The following is a 21,706-nucleotide window of genomic DNA, read 5'->3' on the forward strand; positions in this document are numbered from 1 at the left end:
TGGATGATCAGCAACGGACTCATGCGGAAGCCCGCACTCACGCTAGGAATCGTGCCCCAGTAAACCACCGCAATTAGCATCAGCCAAACAAAGTGTGGCACGATGTGGTAACGAATCCGGGGCCAGATACCATGAGGCAAGTGCCCACAGCAACGCAAACAAACGGGCCGCCGTCCCCACGACGCTCCATCCAAGTTCACCATGACTAAGTCCCCACACAGCCATCAACCCGGCCGCCCGCACGACGAGCTCGCTGGGCCAGATGTCCGCGTCCAGAATAATAAAACTCACGACAAAAAGGCCCATACCATGTTGTAAGAGCCCACCAACGTGTAGCAGCCGGCCGCTGGCCATCCGGTCAAACAAGATTGCGGTCGCAATGGCCGCGAGGGCTGGCAATAACCGTACCGCCCGGTTGATCCCCGTTTTTTTCAGCGCGTGTGGTAGTCAGCCACCGCCAGAATCTAGAATAGTACACCACAAAACCCAGAGCAAAGAAGAGCATCGTTAGACCCTGGGCAAATAACATCGGTAGACCGATACTCGTTATCGCATTTCGCACTCACACGTCCCCCAAGCACTTATCACCTCCAGTACCGCTACTCCCCGTCCCCAAACAGGTCGTTAGTCGGTGGTACTGGTGCCGCGGGCGCATCATTAGTTGGTGCGTCCGCAAAGATATTTTCAGTAAATTCGTAGGCGTACATCGCCGCGAATAGCGTATCCAGCGTGTATGCCACTACAGCCTGGGTGGCAAAGGTGCCACCTTGCGGTTGGACGGCCGCACTCCGGTCGGTATTGATGGTCACGTCGGCCAGTGACATTATGGCTTTGGCTGGATGGTTAGCGAGCAACACGGTCGCCACCTGCCGGTCGTGGAGGTACCGCAGCACCCGGGTAAACTCACCAGCCTGGGCGGTGTCCATGAAGAACAGCGCCACGTCATGACGCCCGAGGTTGGTGGCCACACGGGAGGCGTCAGCATAGTCCAACGCCGGAATAGCAAAGCGGTTGAGCTTCACCAGCTCGCGCTGAAAGTTCCGGGCCTGCAACTGGGCATCCCCCTGCGCAAAGATAAAGATACGCTGCTTATTCAGGAGGACTTGTGCCGCCTGCTGGATCCCGTGTAGGTCCAGGCGGGCCCGGGCGTCCGCCACGCTGCGGGCCGTGTAGTGCGCGATGCTGTCGGCAATGTCGGCCAGTGGGTCGGTCGCGTGAAACGGCAGCCCCGCATCGGTCGTCCCAAAGTCGGGTGTTTGCTGCTCAGCTAGCTCAGCGGCTGCCGCTTTGAGTTCACCAAACCCGCCATAGCCGAGTTTCTGGGCGAACCGGACAATGGCAGAATGCGACGTATAGGTCTCCGCCGCCATTTGTTCAGTCGTCGTGGTGGGGATGGTGGCTAAGTTTTGCTGAATGTATTCCGCAATCCGTTGCTCTGCAGCGGTATTGCCGGTCAATTGGTTGAGGTTGTCTATTAGTGACATATCTACGCCCCCTATCATGCCCATCATACCGCATTACGTCGCGTGATGCCCGCAAAAATATGGCCGGAAAAGCGGTACGGCCGGCGCGTGAGGTTCACCACTCCGGCCGTGGGTCACATCCCACCTGCCGGAGCCCCGCCGGCCCCACATACCGTGAACCACACAGACTACTACACAAAAATAGCGCCACACCAGATTGGTGCGACGCTGTTAGTTTTGGTTAGTCTTCTGCTACGAATGGCAGTAGGCCCATAATCCGTGAACGCTTGATAGCGACGGTGAGCTTACGCTGGTTCTTTGCGGAAGTACCGGTTACCCGACGTGGCAAAATCTTACCGCGTTCGGAGATAAACCGACGCAGAAGGTCGGTATCCTTGTAATCGATGTATTCGATATGGTTTGCGGCAATGAAGTCGACCTTACGACGACGACGGCCACCACCACGACGCTGCTGTGCCATTAAAATCACTCCTTCTCATAGTCAGGGAGCACCACGCCTCGACACGGTGCCACCCAGTGCTGTTATTTAGAAGGGTAGGTCATCATCCGAGATATCGATCGATCCGCTACCGTTATTATCGTTAGCGAATGGGTCGGGACTGGAGAACGGGTCCTGGCTGGCAGCACTACTGCTTGGTTGTGCAGTATTATGACTACCATCGTTGCCAAAGCCTGCGGACGGGGCGCCCGTCTGACCACCCTGCTGCTGTGGAGCAGCTTGATTATTGAAAGAACGATTATTGTTGGCGTTACCGTTTTCCCGCGGCCGTGCTTCGGTCGTGGCGCGGCTTTCCAGCAAACTAAAGTCGTCCGCTACCACTTCGGTCACATATACCCGCTGGCCCTGCTGGTTCTCGTAGTTCCGGGTTTGAATCCGGCCCTCGATACCCACCAAGGAACCCTTGCGCGTAAAGTTTGCGAAGTTTTCAGCGGCCTTCCGCCACATAACGCAGTTGATAAAGTCGGTTTCCCGTTCACCCTGCTGATTGGTAAAGTTCCGATCAACGGCCACCGAGAAGCTCGCTACCGCCGCACCACTCTGGGTGTAACGTAAGTCTACTTCTCGGGTCAGGCGACCAACTAATACGACAGAATTAATCATTCCTTCGTCCCCCTATGACTGTCGATTCCCAGATTAGTCTTCGCGCTTAACGATCATCTGACGCAAGATGTCGCCGTTGATCTTAGCAAGACGATCAAATTCGTTGACAGCCTTGTCATCTTCAGCGGTTGCGTTGATGATGTGGTACGTACCTTCAGTGTACTTGCCAATCTTGTAAGCGAACTTGCGTTTCTGCCAGTCCTTAGAATCAACGATGGTAGCACCGTTATCCTTTACAACATTGTCAAAACGTTCCACCAGTGCGGTCTTTGCAGCTTCGTCGATATCTGGACGAATGATGTAGGTAATCTCGTACTTAGTTTCAGCCATTTGACTATTCACCTCCTTATGGTCTTGGGCCCACGGTCCTTGCCGCGAGCAAGGAGTAATTGCAGCCGGATGGCTACTTACTCACAATCTAGCATTTTACCATAGTTGGTACATCGTCGCAAATACATTTCGTCGGTACGGGCACACCAGATGTCGCGTACGCTAGTTACGGTGATGTAAAGTCATTTCGCAACCAGACCCCCGCCGACTACGACCAACGAAGCTTTTTTTACTCTTGTGCATCGATGGCCCGAACCAGTAGCGTACACAACTCGTGACTTTGGATACTCGATTCTGGACTCACGGGGTTGTCGCCGCCGTTGCTGACCGCATCGAGAAATGTCTGGACCAGGGATTCAAAGCCCCGCGTCCGCAACGTTGTTTCCCAACCGGGTCGTTCCATCTGGGTCGCGCCGTTGCCATCGCGAAGCTCGCTGTGCGCCAGGTCGGTGACGCGTGCCCGCATCCCCGGCGTGGTTACCGTGACCTCCTCGCTATTAACGGCATCCATGTTCGTCGACACGAAGCCCTGACTGTGGGCCGTTTGCAGTTCGAGGTACCCCTGCAAGAGGTTGCCCTCATCATCCGTCAGGACCCGTGCCCGCGCGTCCATGATCGGTTCATCGAGCAACCACGCGGCCGTGTCAACGTTGTGGATCATCAAGTCAAAGATGGCAAAGCGCGCGTCCTGCGCAATAAAGTTGCAGTCCTTGGTCGCCTGGACCAACTGCTTGTTTGGCATGTCCTTGAGGCGGCGCTGGGCCGGCGCAAAGCGGCGGTTGAAGCCGCACGTCAGGAGTAATCCCTTCGCCGCAGCCAACGCATACAAGCGCCGGACCTCATTAATGTCTTCCGCTACGGGCTTGTCGACGTACACGTTGATCCCCGCATTAAGAAGCTGCTCAATAATCTCCACGTGCGTGCTGGTCGGTGTGTGCACGAAAATGGCCACGGGCTGAACGGCAAGCAACTCATCCAGTGTCTGGTGAAGGTGGGTAAAGCCGTAGCGGCCCGCCAGGTACTCACCTTTGTGCTGATTCCGCGTGGCCAAGTGCCACTCGTATTGATCCTGCAGTCCTGCCATGATGGGTAGGTACGCCTTTTGGGCAATGTTGCCGAGCCCGATAACGCCGATTTTTTTGCATAGTTGCAGCCTCCATAAACGATGTTTGTTGGTTTTAGTTTACCACCCTGACCAGGGTGGGGATACGTCAGCACGGAGGATTCCGCATGGACTTAACGAGTGGTTACCCACAGCGTTTAATTGTGTCCGGCTAACGCCCATAACCCGCACGGCCACCCGCGTGCAGAGTATAAAAATAACGGTCGGGCAATTTACCCACACCGTTATCCACAAGATATAGTACTTTTTACATACTAATTTCTACATATAGTGTTACAGCCACAATACTGGCAACAGTCGCGTACTGCATTACCGTCGTGCACCGTTACTCGCCGCGCACGTTATCATCGCCGTTGCCATTAATCGCGTCGTCGTCCGAGTCCGCCTCAGCACGGCGTACCAGTTCGTCCACGTCCTGCGTGTCCTCACCCTGGGAGTCGGCTGCCGGCGACTCGCTACCACCAGTGTCTGGTGTGGTGCCGTCAGTGCCAACAGCCTGATCGTCATCATCATCGCCATCCGGCTCAACTTTGGCCATCGACGCCACCTTGGTGTCGTCATCGACCCGAATCAACCGGACACCCAACGTGGCCCGACCAGTTTGCGAAACACTTCCCGACCGGAAGCGAATCATTACCCCGCATCGGTGACCACCAGAATATCTTCCGTACCATCAACGGTCGTCACGCCGGCCAGCGGCCCGTTCTTCGTCGTGACGTTTGCGGTCTTGATACCCTTCCCGCCACGGCCCTTAACTGGGTACTCGCTGACTGGCGTCCGTTTGCCATAACCCTTCTCGGAAATGATGAACACGTCGCTACCTGGCCGCATAATGTCACTACCAACCACGTAGTCGCCTTCGCGGAGGCGAATCCCCCGCACACCAGCAGCTGAACGACCCATGCCACGCACCGCACTCTCGTTGAACGTGACGGAGTAGCCGTTGTGCGTCCCAATCAGAATGTTGTCGTTACCTTCCGTCAGCATGACGTTGGTCAGCTGATCATCATCTTTGAGGTTAATGGCAATCAGCCCGTTACGCCGGATGTTACCAAATTCCGCAACCGCCGTGCGCTTAACCACGCCCTGCTTGGTGACAAAGAAGAGGTAGTGTTCCCCTTCACGGTCCCGCGGCACCGTAATGACCGCTTGAATCTTCTCGTCGGCGTTAATGCCCAACAAGTTGATGATCGGCAAGCCCTTGGCGGTCCGGCCGTACTCAGGAATTTCGTAACCCTTCATCCGGTAAACCTTTCCGGCATCGGTGAAGAACAACAGCACGTCATGCGTCGAGGTCGAAATCAAGTGCTCCATGAAGTCATCGTCGTGCACACCCATCCCCTGGATGCCACGTCCGCCACGGTTCTGCGTCTTGAACTCCGCCGCCGGCACGCGCTTGACGTAACCATTGTGCGTCAACGCAATCACGACGTTCTCCTCTTCAATGAGGTCCTCATCCTCGATGCTGGCAATATCGCCCACCTGAATTTCAGTCCGCCGCTTGTCACCGAACTTCTTCTGAATGTCCAGCAGCTCCTGATAGATAATTTGGTGAATCCGTTCCGGCTTGGCCAAAATATCCTTGTAATCAGCGATGTTCGCCAGGACGTCGGCCAATTCCTTCTCGACTTTGTCCCGCTCCAAACCAGTCAACCGGACCAGCCGCATATCGAGGATGGCCTGGCTCTGCTTGTCGGACAAATCAAAGCGGTTGATCAATTCCTGCTTAGCGATGTCACCCGTCCGCGAACTACGGATGATCTTGATGATCTCATCGATGTGGTCCAGCGCGATCTTCAACCCTTGCAGGATGTGTTCCCGCGCCTGCGCCTTCTTCAGGTCAAAGGCGGTCCGCCGACGAATAACCTGTTCCTGGTGCTGCAGGTAGTACTGCAGAATTTCCTTCAGGGACAGGGTCTTCGGGGCGTTATTAACGATGGCGACCATGTTGAAGGAAAAGCCGACCTGCAACGGCGTCATCTTGTACAGGTTGTTCAAAATGACGCTAGCACTCATGTCGCGCCGCACATCGATGACGATGCGCATCCCCTCACGGTCGGACTCATCGTTCACGTCCGTGATCCCGTCGATTTTCTTGTCACGTGCCAAGTCGGCGATGCGTTCCACCAGCTTAGCCTTGTTGACCATGTACGGTATTTCCGTCGCCACAATGCGTTCGCGGCCCGTCTTGGTGGTCTCGATTTCGACTTTGGCCCGGACCGTAATCGTCCCCTGACCAGTCTCGTAAGCCTTACGGATCCCCGACTTGCCCATGACGATCCCGCCAGTAGGGAAGTCCGGTCCTGGTAACACGCTCATCAAATCGGCCGTAGTGGCGTCCGGGTTATCCATCAGCACGTGCAACGCCGAAATTACTTCAGATAGGTTGTGCGGCGGAATGTTGGTCGTCATCCCGACAGCAATCCCGGTCGCCCCGTTGACCAGCAGGTTCGGGAACCGGGCTGGTAAAACAACGGGTTCCTTTTCAGTGCCATCATAGTTATCTTGCCAGTCGATGGTGTCCTTATTGATGTCCCGGAGCATTTCCATGGTAATTCTGCTCATCCGGGCTTCGGTGTAACGCATAGCTGCCGCCCCGTCACCATCGACGGAACCAAAGTTACCGTGACCATCCACCAACATGTACCGGTAGGAAAAGTCCTGCGCCATGCGGACCATCCCTTCGTAGATGGAAGAATCACCATGTGGGTGATACTTACCCATAACGTCACCGACGATACGCGCACTCTTCTTGTACGGCTTGTCGGGCGTCACGCCTAACTCGTTCATCCCATAAAGAATCCGCCGCTGCACGGGCTTTAATCCGTCGCGCACGTCAGGCAAGGCCCGCGCCACAATGACGGACATCGCGTATTCCAGGAATGATTTACGCATTGTTGGTACCAGTTTTACGGTCTCAATGCGGTGATCGCCTGAATTGTCCATTAGTTAATCTCCTCATTACTTCAAAACTTTAAAATGCATAACTGAGGGTCTCGAGATACACCCCACGGCAAGCCGCAACGGGTTGCCGCTCTCTACGCATCGATATTCTTCGCATCCACGTACACGGCGTTATCTTCAATAAACTTCCGCCGTGGCTCAACCTTGTCACCCATCAATACTTCAAAGACCTGCTCGGCATCCTGCGCGTCCGCTGCGGAAACCCGCAGTAACCGGCGCCGCTCTGGGTCCATGGTCGTCTCCCATAACTGGGATGCGTCCATTTCCCCTAGACCTTTGTACCGCTGAATTTCTGGCTTCGGTGATGGTGGTAACTGCCCCAAGACCTCTTCCAGTTCTTCATCCGTATCGATGTACCGCATCATTTTGCCTTGCCGTACCCGGTACAACGGTGGCTGCGCGATGTACACGTAGCCTGCGTCCAGAATTGGCCGCAAGTACCGGTAAATCAACGTCAACAGCAGCGTCCGAATGTGCGCCCCGTCGACATCGGCATCCGTCATGATGATCAGCTTGTGGTACCGCGCCTTGGAGACATCGAATTCCTCCCCAAAGCCGGTCCCCATGGCCGTGAACAAAGTCCGAATTTCTTCGTTGGCCAGGATGCGTTCCATGCTGGCCTTCTCGACGTTCAGAATCTTCCCACGAATTGGGAGGATGGCCTGCGTCAACCGGCTACGCCCACTCTTCGCGGACCCACCGGCTGAGTCCCCTTCAACGATGAACAACTCGGAAATCTCAGGATCCTTACTGGAGTTATCAGCCAGCTTGCCGGGCAGACTGGAAATCTCCAGGCCACTCTTACGCCGCGTAACTTCGCGGGCCCGCTTGGCCGCCAGACGCGCCTTGCTGGCCAGCATCGCCTTGTCCACGATCATCCGGGCTTCACTCGGGTGCTCCATCAGGTACTTGCTGAAGTGGTCGTAGAACATCCGGTCCGTAACGGTCCGGGCGTCCGAATTTCCCAGCTTCGTCTTGGTTTGCCCTTCAAACTGTGGGTCGGGGTGCTTGATGGACACGACGGCGGTTAAGCTTCGCGCACATCATCCCCACCCAACGCGTCATCGCTGTCCTTCAGCACGCCACTCTTGCGGGCATAGTTATTAACGACCCGCGTCAACGCGGCTTTAAACCCTGATTCGTGGGTTCCACCTTCAATGGTGTGAATATTGTTGGCAAAAGTGAGCAGCGTCGTCTTGAAGTCATCCGTGTACTGCAAGGACACTTCCACCGTAATGCCGTCCTGTGAACCTTCCACGTAGATTGGTTCCGGGAGCAACGTCTCGTGCCCCTCATCGAGGTATTCAACGTAGTGCCGAATCCCACCTTCGTACAGGAACTCCTTCTTTTCGGCCGTATCGGCACGCTTGTCGGTAAACGTCAGGCGCAAGCCTTTGTTCAGGAAGGCCAGCTCACGAATCCGCCGTACCAACACCTTGTCGTCGAAGACCGTGGTTTCGGTAAAGATATCTGGATCCGGTGCAAAGTGGACCTTAGTCCCGTGCGCGTCCGCGGGCGCATCACCAATGACATACATTGGCTTGTCTACCCGGCCACGCTTAAAGGTAATGCCGTAACGCTTACCACCACGGGTGACCTCGACTTCGACGTGCGTCGACAACGCGTTCACAACGGACGCGCCGACCCCGTGCAGCCCACCGGAAACTTTATAACCGCCACCGCCGAACTTACCACCGGCATGCAGGACCGTGTAAACCGTCTCCAGGGCGGGCTTGCCGGTCTTTTTCTGGATGTCAACGGGAATCCCACGACCATCATCCACAACCGTCACGGAGTTGTCCGCTTCAACGGTCACGTCGATGGTGGTAGCAAAACCAGCCAGAGCCTCATCGATCCCGTTATCAATAATTTCCCATACCAGGTGGTGTAGCCCCTGACTGCTCGTTGAGCCGATGTACATGCCGGGGCGCTTACGGACCGCTTCCAGCCCGTCCAGCACCTGAATTTGGCTGGCATCGTATTCCGCCGCGCGTTGGGCCTTGGTCTCGCGCTCAATATCCTTGTCGCTCACTATGATTCCTCCCTAATATGTTGCCATCTGTGATTCAAAGTAGCGTAACCTTAGTTCGTTTGTGCCTGTAAGGTTCCCGCCTGCACTCGCAGTACGTTGGGTGCTTGAATTATTTCCTGGGCAATACCATCCATACTGGTGGTGGTCAAAAAGGTCTGCACCTTATCCTGGATGGCTTTGAGTAGGTGCGTCTGCCGCGCATCATCCAGTTCGGATAACACGTCGTCTAGCAATAACACCGGATACTCCCCAGTTTCCTGTTTCATCAAATCAATTTCAGCTAACTTCACGGCCAACGCTGCGGTCCGCTGCTGCCCCTGGCTGCCATACACAGCCACGTTCCGGTCGTTAACGATGAACTCGATATCGTCCCGGTGGGGGCCTACCAACGTCGTGCCCTGATCCAGTTCGCGCGGTCGTGCTTGCGTGTACTGCTGCATCAGGTCCGCCGCAGTGTCCGCCGCGTTTTGTAGTGCGTCCGTGTCGATCTGCGTCTGGTAGCGTAACGCTAGGTTTTCCTCACCCCGCGTGATATCGTGGTGGATTACCCCCGCGAACTGCCCCATGTTTGTCAGTAACGTTGCCCGCGCGACGGCCACGCCCGACCCAAATTGAGCCAGTTGCTCCGTCAACACGTCTAGGTACACGGTATCGTGGGCTTGACCATACTTCAGTTGCTTCAGGTAGGCGTTACGCTGCTTGAGCGTGGCTTTATATTGGGCCAGGTTATAGAGGTACTTGGCGCTCATCTGACCAAACTCCATGTCAATGAAGCGCCGCCGCAATGCCGGGCTACCTTTGACCAGGTTGAGGTCCTCCGGAGCAAACAAAATCACGTTCAACTTGCCGAGGTACTGTGACAGCCGCGGAGCGTCACGTCCGTTGACGCGGGCGCGCTTCCCCTGCTTACTGACCACCAGCCCCAGCTTGACGGGACCGGTACTACGCACCACGGTGCCATCCACCCGCGCAAAGTCGCTGCCAAAGCGAATCAGGTCGCGATCGTTATTCGTGCGGTGACTGCGGGCCAACGCGAGGGCGTATACGCTTTCCAATAGATTAGTTTTTCCCTGAGCATTAGCCCCAATCAGCACGTTGATTTGCGGCGAAAAGTCCGTGTCGACTGATTGGTAATTGCGATAATCGCGCAGGGTCAGGTGTTGCAAGTACATGTTTAGGCTTGTGCAATCGTGAAAATGGCGCCATCAGGTAGGGTGACGGTATCGCCAGAAACCAGCTTACGGCCCCGACGACTCTCATCCTCGCCGTTGACCTGAACGGTGTTCTCGGCTAAATACCACTTGGCCGCACCACCAGTACTAATCACCCCGGCTTCCTTCAGCATCTGCCCTAAAGTGAGGTACGGGGTGGTAATTGTAATTGTCTGCATTCATTTTCACTCCCTTAACCGCGGACTGCATGAGCCTTAATTGCCGCAATCGTGTTTTTTTCTTACTTATATATTATATCGTTTTTCATGGCCGCACACAACCTAAACGCGCCATATAACGGCCGCTATCGCACATTAAGTTTATGTAGTATCGGGTATCGAGTCCCCCTCAAAACGGCTGAGAATGAGTTTTACGGCGATTCAGGTTTATTTGGGCCAAAATTTGGCCACGGCCGTTACCGCCGGGTTGCCTAATCCGGTACCGTTATTTTCACGGATTATTTTCATTTTCCACCCGTCCGTATGCACAAAACGCACAGCGGCGGCGGTTCCTGACCGAATGTTGGTCAAAAGAACCGCCGCCGCTGTGCGTATGGCGCCAATGTGCTGCTGTTCAGTTGCTAATTAGAACGTCCGGACCGGTGTAATTAGCTGGACGTAGTGCTCGTGATCCTCGCTCGGGACCAGGGTGAACGGCCGCAACGGTGCGGTAAACGCCACCTCAATGGTACTTTGCCCCACTCCCTGCAGGGCTACCTTCATGTAATCGGGGTTAAAGGAGATCTCGATGTCCTCACCTTGCAGGTTTGTGAACGTTAGCTGTTCCTCCACGTTCCCGACTTCCGGCGAGTTACCGAACAACGTCGCGGTCTGCTCGTCAACTTTGAGTGACAAGCGGACAACGTTGTTGCGACTCTCGTGTGATAACAGGCTGGCCCGATTGATGGCGGCGAGTAGTGCCGGAGCCTCAAACTCAATCGTGGTGTTCGCCGTCTTGGGAATCAACCGTGACGTGTCCGGGTAGTTACCATCCAGCAATCGGGAAAAGAAGGCCGTGTGGTCAAAGCTAAAGAGTACCTGGTTCTCGGCGATGCGCAACTCAACCGTCTTGACGTCGTCCCCCAGCATCCGCCCCAACTCGTTGAGGCTACGCCCAGGAATGACAAAGTCGGCGTCGCTCACGCTATCATCAAGCTCAATTTTACGCTGAGCGAGTCGGTGTGAATCGGTGGCGACTGCCAAGAGCTGGTTGTCCTTGATGGTGACGTGGACCCCAGTAAGAATCGGGCGACTTTCCTCGGTTGAAACTGCAATGACTGTTTGGGCAATCACTTGGTGCAGGATGTCCGCTGGCAGGTTCAGCGATTGGGCCGCCGTAATGGTTGGTAATTGCGGGTACGTCGAGGCTTCCAAACCGTTAATGGTAAATTCGCTGGCCCCACTAGTAATCGTGGTCTGGAGTGAGTCACCGCTTTGGCTGAGGGTCATCGTACTTTCGGGCAGACGCTTGATGATCTCACCGAAGAATTTGGCTGGCAGGATGATTGCTCCCGGTTCGGTTACCACCAGTTCGTTATCTTCGTCATCGGCACTGATGGTCGATTCAATAGAAATATCAGCGTCGGACCCAGTTAGAATCAGGGCGTTACTTTCAACGACCAGCTTGAGTCCCGTTAGTACGGGAATGGTGGTCTTGGTGCTAATGGCCCGGCTAACGTCATTAAACGTCCGGATGAAACTGTTACGGTTGATGGTAAACTTCATGGTCAATCCTCCCTAGTGCTCGGTTGCGTGTAGGTTATATATATAATATTTAAAAGAAAAAAAAGTAGTAAAAGCAGTAGGTGCTGTGAATCCTGTGCAAATGAACGGTGCTACCGATAAGACCGGCAAAGTGCCTGTGTATCCACCTGTGGAAAACTCTTGGGGTAACCCGGAAGGTTGTCCACAAGCATGTGGCTAACCGCGATTCTTAAGTTGGTTCCGAATATCGGCAACCTCGTTCTTCAGGTCCTTGTCCGTCTTCAGCAACCCCTCAATTTTTTTCGTACGCGTGGATCACGGTGGTGTGGTCCTTACCGCCAAACTCCTTACCAATCTTTGGTAACGAGCTATCCGTCATTTCACGGGCGAGGTACATGGCGATTTGGCGCGGCATCACGATCTGCTTGACCCGCTTGCGGCCCAACAAGTCGGCGACTTCCACCTGGTAATACCGGGAGACAGTTTCTTGAATTTGGCGGATCGACAAACTGTTGTCTTTCTTGGCCACGTTGAGGCTCTTCATGCGTCGGCGGCCAGGCTACTAGTGATGGCGGCATGTTTTAAAGCGGCATAGGCCTTCACGCGAAGCAGCGCGCCTTCGAGTTCACGCACGTTGCTATCAACCTGACCCGCGATGTAAGTGAGCGCATCGTCGGGTGCCGAAATGTTTTCGTTGGTAGCTTTGCTCCGCAGGATGGCGATACGCGTCTCCAAATCTGGTGGGTTGATATCAACGGATAGCCCCCACTTGAACCGGGACACCAGGCGGTCTTCCAGGCTAGGAATCTCGTTAGGCAGGCGGTCACTAGTGAGGACGATTTGCTTGTTACGGTCAAAAAGGGCGTTGAACGTGTGGAAGAACTCTTCCTGCGTTCCGACCTTTTCGCCGAAGAACTGAATATCATCTACTAATAGGAGGTCGACGTTACGGTACTCCCGCCGGAACCGGTCGCCATCATTATTACGAATGGAATTGATGTAGTCATTAGTGAAATCTTCACTGGTAACGTACTTGATCCGAATGTCAGGATTGGTGGCCAACATCTGGTGCCCCACGGCTTGCATCAGGTGGGTCTTACCCAGGCCCACGCCGCCGTATAGAAACAGCGGGTTGTACAGGGTCCCGGGATCCTCGGACACGGCCAGCGCTGCGGCATGCGCCATTTGGTTGCCCTTCCCAATGATGAAGTTTTCAAAGGTGTACCGGCTGTTCAGACGGTCATCCCCCCGTGGGATGTCTGCCCGCGCATCACTATTGGTCGCGTTCTTTTGCGGCGTGCTGGTGTTGTCGGTAGCGAGCGTGATGTGGGGGGTGATTTCGATTCCGTTGTAGGCGTACGCAAATTCAATCACTTTAGTAGCTAAATTCTTGTCCCAGTAAGCTTTGTGTAACTGATCCGGTACTTGTATTTCGAGGACGTTGTTTTCCAGGCTAACGGGTGTAGCCTGGCCGATCCAGGTTGTGTAGCTCATGGTGGTCATATCATTATGGAATTTTTCGTCAATGTAAGACCATAGTTCATCCAGTGCGGCCACGGCAGCTCCCCCTCTGATTGATTTACATGCCAATTACGGCATATTATTCGTGATTGCCCGTATGACGGGCCTTTTACGCCGTTAAAAAAAACGGCTGGTGGGGTCAATTTCTTCCGCCACCGGCGTTAACGGTGCTGACTGGATATATTTTAGCAGTTTTGTAAGGAGTTTTCCACAGGCCACGCGGACACAAGCGTAAAAAAAAGTTCGTCCACACAATCCACCGGGTGGACAAAGCACATGTTCTCAGCCTTGTGGATAAGCGCAGGGCCAAGCTGGGGAAAACTGGATAACTCGGTTGCAAAAAAACGAATATTCACTCACTGCTTGTGGATAAGTAATGCTGCTATAGCGGCATTTATCGCAAAAATCCACAAACGTTTTCGGAAATGTGGATAGTTTTTAAACACCGTGTGTATTCCCGATAAACTTGTTGATAAGTTTGGTATAAGTGACCAGGTGTAACCGGATTGCGAAAATTATCCACAGCTTTTGACAACGGGGACTGGTGGACAAGCTAGTTCCGTCAGCCTGTTGATAAGTTGCCCAGTGAGTAGCCCGCTGGGGCGTACTCGGGGCCAGTTGACGGTTTCATGTTGGCCGCGGTTAGCGTGGGGTGGTTTATCAAACCCGTAGTGGTCTAGCGCACGCGCTACCGCGCCACTAAGTCACTGCCCGCCCCCGCAGTTAGCTGGCAGAACGATGTTCAACGGGTATAACGGGTATATAGTGGGTGCGGTGTATCATCGGCAAGGGGTGTTCAAGTTGAAATACTTGACGGTTTCCGCGCGGACACGTATAATACTATTTTGTTTGAGTTTGTAATCTGTACTGAACATAAAAAGTTCATGCGAGGAGGTGCCCTGATGACTACTAAACGTACATTTCAACCCAAGAAGCGTCACCGTGCACGCGTTCACGGTTTTATGAAGCGTATGAGTACTAAAAACGGCCGCCATGTTTTGGCGCGTCGCCGTGCTAAGGGTCGCAAGAAGCTGACGGCCTAAAGCTAGCGTTGGGGCATTTGCTCCGAGAATAGTACCGTTAATAGGGACCGGGGACGTAAGAGTCCTGGGCCCTATTTTTTTATTTACGGCGCGTGTCGCCTGATTGACGTTAAATTTTCGGTTGTGGTGCGCCACTACATATTGTTGGGAGCTGATGGTGACTGGTATACTGTTGGCAGGTTATAGGTAACAGGAGGATGGACATGGGTGTACGCAAGTCGTACCGCATTAAAAAAAGAGGACGAATTTCAAGATGTTTTTGACCATGGCCAGTCCGTGGCGAACCGCAACTTTGTGATCTACCACATTGCGCGGCCAGACGCTAAGCACTACCGTAGGTATCTCGGTGGGTAAAAAGGTGGGCCACTTTGCGGTTACCCGTAACCAGATCAAACGCTACATTCGCCAAACGTTATTAGAGTTGAAGGGGCAGTTGCCCGATCAGGTCGACTTTCTCATCATCGCACGCAAAGGAGCGGCGGAACTCGACATGGCGGGGACCAAGCAAAACCTGATCCACGCTTTCGTGTTGGCGGGCATGTTGCCGCCGTCAGCATTAGGGTCAACGACACATAGTTCCAGCAAGTAACGCTCAATACTTATTCAGTGGGGGAAAATCTCGTGAGAAAACAGACAAAACGTATCCTCGCGGTAGTCGCAATGCTCGGCCTAGTGTTGGTTTTGGCCGGTTGTTCTACCAGCCCGGTTACGAGTCACAGTACCGGCTTTTGGGACCGGTACGTCATCTACAACGCCGCACAGTTCATTTTGTGGTTGGCCAAGCTCTTTGGCGGTAATAGTGGTGTCGGGATCATCGTCTTTACTTTGATTATCCGGATCTTGATCTTCCCACTGTCCTACATTTCCACGAAGAACATGACTAAGCAGAGCGAAATCGCTCCGCAAATGAAGGAATTGCAAAAAAAAGTACAGCGCTAAGGACCCGGCCACGCAGGAAAAGCTACGCGATGAGACCCAAAAGTTGTACGCGGAGGCTGGCGTAAACCCCGTCATGGGTTGTTTGCCAATGCTGGTGCAGATGCCGTTCCTGTTCGCACTGTATCAGGCCATCTTCCGGACGGAGGCCCTGAAAGTGGGGCACTTCCTCTGGATGTCTTTGGGGAGTCCTGACCCCCTGTACATCATGGGTATTCTGGCGGCGGTCTTCACCGGGCTCACGAGTTGGGTATCGATGATGGCGCAGCCGGTCCAGAGCAGCATGAACTGGATCATGGTCGCCGTAATGCCGATCTTTATTTTCATCATGGCGCTGAGCTTACCCAGTGCCGTGTCGATTTACTGGGTGGTTACGAACGCGTTCTCCTTGGTACAAACGTTCCTGATTCAAAACCCATTCAAGCTAGCACGGGCTCGTGAAGCTAAAGCACAGGCTGAAAAGGACCGGCAACGGGCATTACGCAAGGCCCGCAAGCGTGCCTTGGGACACAAGTAGTACGATAGTAAGTGATTGATACGGGGCCGGGACGAGCGTTGTCACCGGCCCCGTTAGCATTGAAGCGTTAGGACGTTAATGGGAGGACACTATGCCGCAGTTTGAGGGTAAAAACATCGCGTCTGCTATTGATACCGGTATCCTCACCATGGGGGTCACGCGGGAGCAGGTGCAGGTCCGGGTCATTCAGGAGGGCAAAGCCGGTTTCTTTGGCTTGGGGGCCCACCCGGCCATCGTTGAATTGACCCGGGTCGATCCGGTAACGCCGGAACCGACGGCGTCACTGGTGCGGACCGCCGCTGTTGAGTCGGCTGCACGGGCAGAAGCGCGTAAGAGTACGCCGGACCACGCCGACGAACGTGAACTGGCCCTGAATGCGGCTGCCTCGTCGGAACAGGTGGGCAGTCACGTCAGCAAGCACGCAGCCGCCAACCACGCGGCCGTGCAGGCCATCACCACCATGCTCCAGGCCGTGGGGGCCGACATGGGGATGAAGGTCACGGTCCGCCACGAGAAGGTGCATGGCGGGATGACGTTTCACCTTACCAGCAACCGGGAGGCGTCCCTAATTGGACGCCACGGCCGGACGATCAACGCTTTGCAGTTCGTGGCGCAGACGGTCTATGACCGCCATAGCCATGGTAAGTGGATCATGACGCTAGATGTGGGCGACTACCGTGAACGGCGTCGGGCCACGTTGCGGCGGCTGGCAAAGCGTACGGCGCTCGAGGTGGTTGCTACGGGCCGGCCCGTGTATTTAGACCCGATGCCTCCCTTTGAGCGGAAGGTGATTCACCAGGAGCTCGGCGATAATCCGCACGTGGAGACGCGCTCTGAGGGGCGTGGCGACGATCGCGCGGTGATCGTGAGCCCCCAGCGGTAGCCGCTTTTGACAGTGCCCGGGTAATTGAGTATATTTAACGACAGAATAGAAAACGTATTGGTTGGGTCGCGCTGCTACTTTGGCAGTGCGCTTCCGATCTAGTGACGAGGCAGTCAAAGTGCTTAGTCACCCCCGACGTGGTGGGGGTGGTGGGCGCTTTTTTTTGTTCCCGTTACGAGTAATTACGGTAAGGAGGAGCGTTATGAGTCAGAATGTAACTGCGTTTGATACCATTGCGGCGATTGCTACGCCGCCTGGTGAGGGGGCCATTGCCATTATTCGTGTCTCTGGTCAGGATGCCATCAAGACGGTGAACGCGCTGTTTCGTGGTCGCGACTTGACCAAGGTGGCCACGAACACGATCAATTACGGGCACATTGTCGACCCCGATACGCACGCCGTGATCGATGAGGTCATGGTCAGCGTGATGCGGGCGCCCAAGACGTACACTTGCGAAGACGTAGTCGAAATCAATACCCACGGGGGTATTTTGGCCACCAACCGCGTGCTACACCTAGTTGTTGGCACGGGGGCCCGGATGGCCGAACCCGGTGAGTTTACCAAGCGCGCCTTTCTGAATGGGCGCATCGATTTGACCCAGGCGGAGGGCGTGATGGATATTATTCGCGCCAAAACCGACCGGGCAATGGACGTAGCGGAGCACCAACTCGCTGGTGGTTTGGAGACCGAAATTCGCGCGACCCGCCAGAAAGTGCTAGACGTCCTCGCCCAGGAGGAGGTCAACATCGACTACCCGGAGTACGACACGGACCAGATGACGGCCCAGGCCATGCGCCAGTGTGCCGAGCTGGTTATCAAGGACATTGACCGGTTACTCCAGACGGCGACGGAGGGCCAGATTATGCGTGACGGCCTGGCTACGGCCATCGTCGGTCGTCCTAACGTGGGAAAGAGCAGCCTGCTTAATTACCTCCTGCACGAAGACAAAGCCATTGTGACGGACGTGGCGGGTACCACGCGTGACGTGCTGGAAGAGTATGTCAACGTGCGCGGCGTCCCGTTGCGGCTGGTCGATACGGCCGGGATTCACGATACCGACGATAAGGTGGAAAAAAATTGGTGTCGAACGCTCCCGGGCGGCGTTGGCGGCCGCAGACCTCGTGCTGCTGGTGCTGGATGCCAGCCACCCACTCACGGATGAGGACCGCGAACTGTTACAAGCGACTCAGAAGCAACATCGCATCGTGTTACTCAACAAGCAGGACCTGCCGACCGCGTTTACGGCGGCGGACCTGGCAGAGTGGGTAGAACCGGCTGACGTGTTGGCGACCTCCGTGGTCACGACAGCGGGGATGGACGCTTAGCAGAGCGTATCAGCACCATGTTTATGGGCGGCATTGCCAACCGGCAGGCCGAGGTGATGGTCACCAACGCACGGCAGGCGGGCTTGTTACGGCAGGCCCGGCAGTCACTCCGGGACGTCCTCACGGGACTGGACAACGAGGTGCCACTGGATATGGTACAGATGGACCTCACGGATGCGTGGGACCGACTGGGTGAAATAACCGGTGATGCAGCGCCCGACGAATTGATTACGACGTTATTCAGTCAATTTTGTTTGGGCAAGTAGTAGGAGGAACGATTGTGACAGAACCAAAGGCAGTAAAAGAATTCGATGCGGCTACGTATGATGTGATCGTAGTGGGTGCAGGCCATGCCGGCTGTGAAGCTGCGCTAGCCGCCGCCCGGATGGGGCAAGAAACGTTACTCGTGACCCTTAATTTGGACATGCTGGCGTTTATGCCGTGCAACCCGTCCGTCGGGGGACCCGCCAAAGGGGTCGTGGTGCGCGAAATTGATGCCCTCGGTGGTCAAATGGGGCGCAACATTGACCAAACCTACGTACAGATGCGGATGCTCAACACGGGCAAGGGCCCGGCCGTGCGGGCCTTGCGCGCGCAGGCGGACAAAGCCGCTTATCACCGCACCATGAAGCATACGATTGAACAGACACCACACCTGACATTACGTCAGGGATTGGCGGAAAAGCTGATCGTCGAAGACGGCGTTTGCAAGGGCATCGTGACCGCCACCGGCGCGCGTTACCACGCCCAGGCTGTGGTGCTGACGGCCGGCACGAGTTCCCGGGGCAAGATCATCATTGGTGAGTTAATGTACAGTAGTGGTCCCAATAATTCCCTACCAAGCATCCACCTGTCCGAGAACCTGGAGAAACTGGGTTTCAAGCTTCGCCGTTTCAAGACCGGGACGCCGCCGCGTGTGGATGGCAACACCATCGACTTTGACCAGACCGAAGAGCAGCCGGGCGACAAGGAGCCGCACCACTTTAGCTTTAGTACCCCGGATTCGGTGTACCTGAAGGACCAGCTGTCCTGCTGGATGACCTACACCAACAGTACGACTCACAAAATTATTCGTGATAACTTGGACCGTGCTCCGATGTTTTCTGGTGTCATTGAAGGCGTCGGTCCGCGCTACTGCCCGTCGATTGAGGACAAGGTGGTCCGTTTTGCGGATAAACCGCGGCACCAACTGTTCCTCGAGCCAGAAGGTCGGGACACGGATGAGTACTATGTCGGCGACTTTTCTACGTCCATGCCCGAAGAGATTCAGTTGCAGATGCTCCACAGCGTGGCGGGACTCCAGAATGCCCGTTTGATGCGGCCGGGTTACGCGATTGAGTACGACATCATCGAGCCGTGGCAACTGCGGGCCAACCTGGAAACCAAGCGGGTGCAGAACCTCTTTACTGCCGGACAGATGAACGGGACGAGCGGGTATGAAGAAGCCGCTGGGCAGGGCCTGATCGCTGGTATCAACGCTGCGTTGCGCGTTCAGGGTCGCGATCCGTTCATTCTGGGGCGTGATGAGGCCTATATTGGCGTCATGATCGACGATTTGGTCACCAAGGGGACTAACGAGCCGTACCGCTTGCTGACGAGCCGGGCGGAATACCGTCTGATTTTGCGGCATGATAACGCGGACTTACGGTTAACGGACAAGGGCCACTCGTTGGGACTGGTCAGCGACGCGGATTACGCACGCTTCTGTGCTAAGCGCGATGCCATCAACGCCGAACGTGAACGGATTAACAAGGTGCGCATTAAGCCAGCCGTGGCTAACCCGTGGCTGACGGCTCATGGTGATGCCCCGCTGAAGGACAGCGTCACCGCTGCTGAGTTCTTACGGCGGCCTGAGGTCGATTACGACGTTTTACGGCAATTAATTGACGTGCCCGATTTGGATCACCAGGTGCTGGAACAGGTTGAGATTCAGGAAAAGTACCAGGGTTACATCCGGAAGGACGAGCAGCGGATTGCTAAGTTACGCCGTCAGGAAGCCAAGAAGATTCCGGCCTGGGTAGACTACGACCAGATTTCCGGCCTGGCCACGGAAGCCCGGCAAAAGTTGAGTAAGATTGAGCCACTACGCTCGCCCAAGCGGGCCGAATCAGTGGGGTGAACCCGGCAGATCTTGCCATCTTAGCTGTATTTATTGAACAGGGCCAGCGGGTCAACGCCTAGGGTCAAACAAAAAGCTCACCATCGGTTGATGGTGAGCTTTTTTCGTTCCTTGGCTGGTGCACTGCTAATTATTTCCCGGGAAATAATTACACTTCAAAGTCAAAGAAAGGATTGATCTGCTTTTGTAAGGCGTGAATCTGAATGAAATCAATGTCCGGGAACAGACGGTAGAGAAAACCTGCAAACGTATCCCTGCGGAATTTGTAATCCATTCGGCCCATCCGGTGCAGCTTGGTACCGTCGTCTGCGTACTCCCACACTTCCAGATTGTATGTTTTTTTTCGGAGAGATTGTGATAAAAGTACTATCATTGATGGCAATACGGTTCGTTAAAGTTGTTTGTTCAATCATGAGACCCCTCCATTGGTCACCCATCCCGGGATAGGTGACGCTGATTAATGCGCACTGCAAATTATAGCAGAGAATTAGGGCCATAAATATTACAAATAAAAGTCCACTTATGCTTGTGCAACACAATAATGATGATTGCTGCAGCCATTGGCATGGCTGGGATTACGCGTGCGGCTGTATTTCACAAGCCTGGTGTGCCGGGCTTATTCAGCACAATGTATATTTACCGGTAACGTTGCCTAACCACTAATGGACGAAGGTCTGCACAAGCATGGCAATGGCCGGGATACCATTGTTAAACATGTGTAGGCCAATCGAATAACGGAGGTCATGATGGTACCGGTAGGTAGCGGCTAATACCAGACCAAGTGAAAAGTATAACAGGTAGGCAAGGGACAGGTGCTGTTCGTGCATGAACGCAAACAACAGGGCACTCGTTACACACGCCATAATGTTATTTAACCGGTTATTACGCCGCCAGAACAGGTTCATGAAAATGCCGCGGAAGGTGAGCTCCTCGAGGAACGGTGCCAACAGTGCAATCATGACAAAGTAGGTTAATGGCATGTAATTAAAGCTGGACGTAATCAACTGTTGGTTGTGTGCCTGGGTAAAGTGGCTAAAGTGGTTGTAGCCCAGGTTAGCCCCAATGATCACGGCGTACATGGTCACCAAGAAGAATAAACTTTCAATCCGAAAGCGACGACGGTGAATGCCAAGGGGGTTAGCCCGACGTAATTGCCGCCGGTATAGCCACATGAGTACGCCGAACTGTATCAGGGCTGCGGTAATGGTGATGAGGGCGAGCCACCAATCGTATTGGTGTAGCAGCTGGAGTTCAGTAATGGGACCGACCGCGGCGCGCAGCCAGCGCGTCACTATGACGATGGGAACTTGATAAAAGAAGAGGCCAATGGTGCAGACTGCCATCAGGAGCACAGACAGAGTTTGCCGGACGAGCCAACGCCACGACCAGCGGAATTCAGCGGTTTGCATGTAG

The 21,706-nt window shown here is 54.8% G+C and carries 12 protein-coding genes and 7 pseudogenes; 6 read left to right on the forward strand and 13 right to left on the reverse strand.

The window, feature by feature from the left end; all coding sequences use genetic code 11:
• Positions 1-42: 42 nt before the first annotated feature.
• The 12 genes and pseudogenes from JCM13996_RS05685 to dnaA form a co-directional block, all read right to left on the reverse strand.
• Positions 43-399: a hypothetical protein gene (locus JCM13996_RS05685; RefSeq protein WP_054750350.1), complete on the reverse strand. Its 357-nt coding sequence runs from the start codon at positions 397-399 to the stop codon at positions 43-45.
• 200 nt (positions 400-599) lie between these two features.
• Positions 600-1,484 (reverse strand): MurR/RpiR family transcriptional regulator, encoded by an 885-nt coding sequence (locus JCM13996_RS05690; protein ID WP_054750352.1) that lies wholly within the window; start codon positions 1,482-1,484, stop codon positions 600-602.
• A gap of 220 nt (positions 1,485-1,704) precedes the next feature.
• Positions 1,705-1,944: a 30S ribosomal protein S18 gene (rpsR, locus tag JCM13996_RS05695; protein ID WP_054750354.1), complete on the reverse strand. Its 240-nt coding sequence runs from the start codon at positions 1,942-1,944 to the stop codon at positions 1,705-1,707.
• A gap of 66 nt (positions 1,945-2,010) precedes the next feature.
• On the reverse strand, positions 2,011-2,586 hold the full coding sequence (gene ssb / locus JCM13996_RS05700) for a single-stranded DNA-binding protein (protein ID WP_054750356.1): 576 nt from the start codon (positions 2,584-2,586) through the stop codon (positions 2,011-2,013).
• Positions 2,587-2,619: 33 nt separating this feature from the next.
• Positions 2,620-2,916: a 30S ribosomal protein S6 gene (rpsF, locus tag JCM13996_RS05705; RefSeq protein WP_054750358.1), complete on the reverse strand. Its 297-nt coding sequence runs from the start codon at positions 2,914-2,916 to the stop codon at positions 2,620-2,622.
• 229 nt (positions 2,917-3,145) lie between these two features.
• A complete protein-coding gene (locus JCM13996_RS05710) occupies positions 3,146-4,069 on the reverse strand; it encodes a Gfo/Idh/MocA family protein (protein ID WP_082383848.1) in 924 nt (307 codons plus the stop codon).
• Positions 4,070-4,364: 295 nt separating this feature from the next.
• Positions 4,365-6,985: pseudogene (gene gyrA / locus JCM13996_RS05715) on the reverse strand (DNA gyrase subunit A).
• A gap of 92 nt (positions 6,986-7,077) precedes the next feature.
• Positions 7,078-9,035: pseudogene (gyrB, locus tag JCM13996_RS05720) on the reverse strand (DNA topoisomerase (ATP-hydrolyzing) subunit B).
• A gap of 50 nt (positions 9,036-9,085) precedes the next feature.
• Positions 9,086-10,207, reverse strand: a complete 1,122-nt coding sequence (recF, locus tag JCM13996_RS05725; protein ID WP_054750361.1) for a DNA replication/repair protein RecF — start codon at positions 10,205-10,207, stop codon at positions 9,086-9,088.
• 2 nt (positions 10,208-10,209) lie between these two features.
• Positions 10,210-10,425 carry a S4 domain-containing protein YaaA gene (gene yaaA, locus JCM13996_RS05730; protein ID WP_054750362.1) on the reverse strand — a complete coding sequence of 72 codons (216 nt, stop codon included), beginning with the start codon at positions 10,423-10,425 and terminating at the stop codon, positions 10,210-10,212.
• A gap of 405 nt (positions 10,426-10,830) precedes the next feature.
• A complete protein-coding gene (gene dnaN, locus JCM13996_RS05735) occupies positions 10,831-11,970 on the reverse strand; it encodes a DNA polymerase III subunit beta (RefSeq protein WP_054750364.1) in 1,140 nt (379 codons plus the stop codon).
• Positions 11,971-12,165: 195 nt separating this feature from the next.
• A pseudogene (gene dnaA, locus JCM13996_RS05740) lies at positions 12,166-13,506 on the reverse strand (chromosomal replication initiator protein DnaA).
• Between the two features lie 866 nt (positions 13,507-14,372).
• On the opposite strand from dnaA, the gene rpmH reads away from it, so the two are divergent.
• The 6 genes and pseudogenes from rpmH to mnmG all read left to right on the forward strand — a co-directional run bounded on the left by rpmH (position 14,373) and on the right by mnmG (position 20,355).
• Entirely contained in the window at positions 14,373-14,513 is a 141-nt protein-coding gene (rpmH, locus tag JCM13996_RS05745) for a 50S ribosomal protein L34 (RefSeq protein ID WP_054648404.1), read from the forward strand.
• A 203-nt stretch (positions 14,514-14,716) separates the two neighbouring features.
• Positions 14,717-15,102, forward strand: a pseudogene (rnpA, locus tag JCM13996_RS05750) (ribonuclease P protein component).
• Between the two features lie 71 nt (positions 15,103-15,173).
• A pseudogene (yidC, locus tag JCM13996_RS05755) lies at positions 15,174-15,966 on the forward strand (membrane protein insertase YidC).
• A gap of 91 nt (positions 15,967-16,057) precedes the next feature.
• Complete coding sequence (gene jag, locus JCM13996_RS05760; RefSeq protein ID WP_054750367.1) at positions 16,058-16,849, forward strand: RNA-binding cell elongation regulator Jag/EloR; 792 nt, start codon at positions 16,058-16,060, stop codon at positions 16,847-16,849.
• 202 nt (positions 16,850-17,051) lie between these two features.
• Positions 17,052-18,440, forward strand: a pseudogene (mnmE, locus tag JCM13996_RS05765) (tRNA uridine-5-carboxymethylaminomethyl(34) synthesis GTPase MnmE).
• Positions 18,441-18,454: 14 nt separating this feature from the next.
• A pseudogene (mnmG, locus tag JCM13996_RS05770) lies at positions 18,455-20,355 on the forward strand (tRNA uridine-5-carboxymethylaminomethyl(34) synthesis enzyme MnmG).
• Positions 20,356-20,952: 597 nt separating this feature from the next.
• Here the strand turns inward: mnmG and JCM13996_RS05780 are convergent.
• Positions 20,953-21,702 (reverse strand): CPBP family intramembrane glutamic endopeptidase, encoded by a 750-nt coding sequence (locus tag JCM13996_RS05780; protein ID WP_054750369.1) that lies wholly within the window; start codon positions 21,700-21,702, stop codon positions 20,953-20,955.
• Positions 21,703-21,706 lie beyond the last annotated feature (4 nt).

The organism is Lacticaseibacillus thailandensis DSM 22698 = JCM 13996, assembly GCF_001312865.1.
In the GTDB taxonomy this organism is placed as follows: domain Bacteria; phylum Bacillota; class Bacilli; order Lactobacillales; family Lactobacillaceae; genus Lacticaseibacillus; species Lacticaseibacillus thailandensis.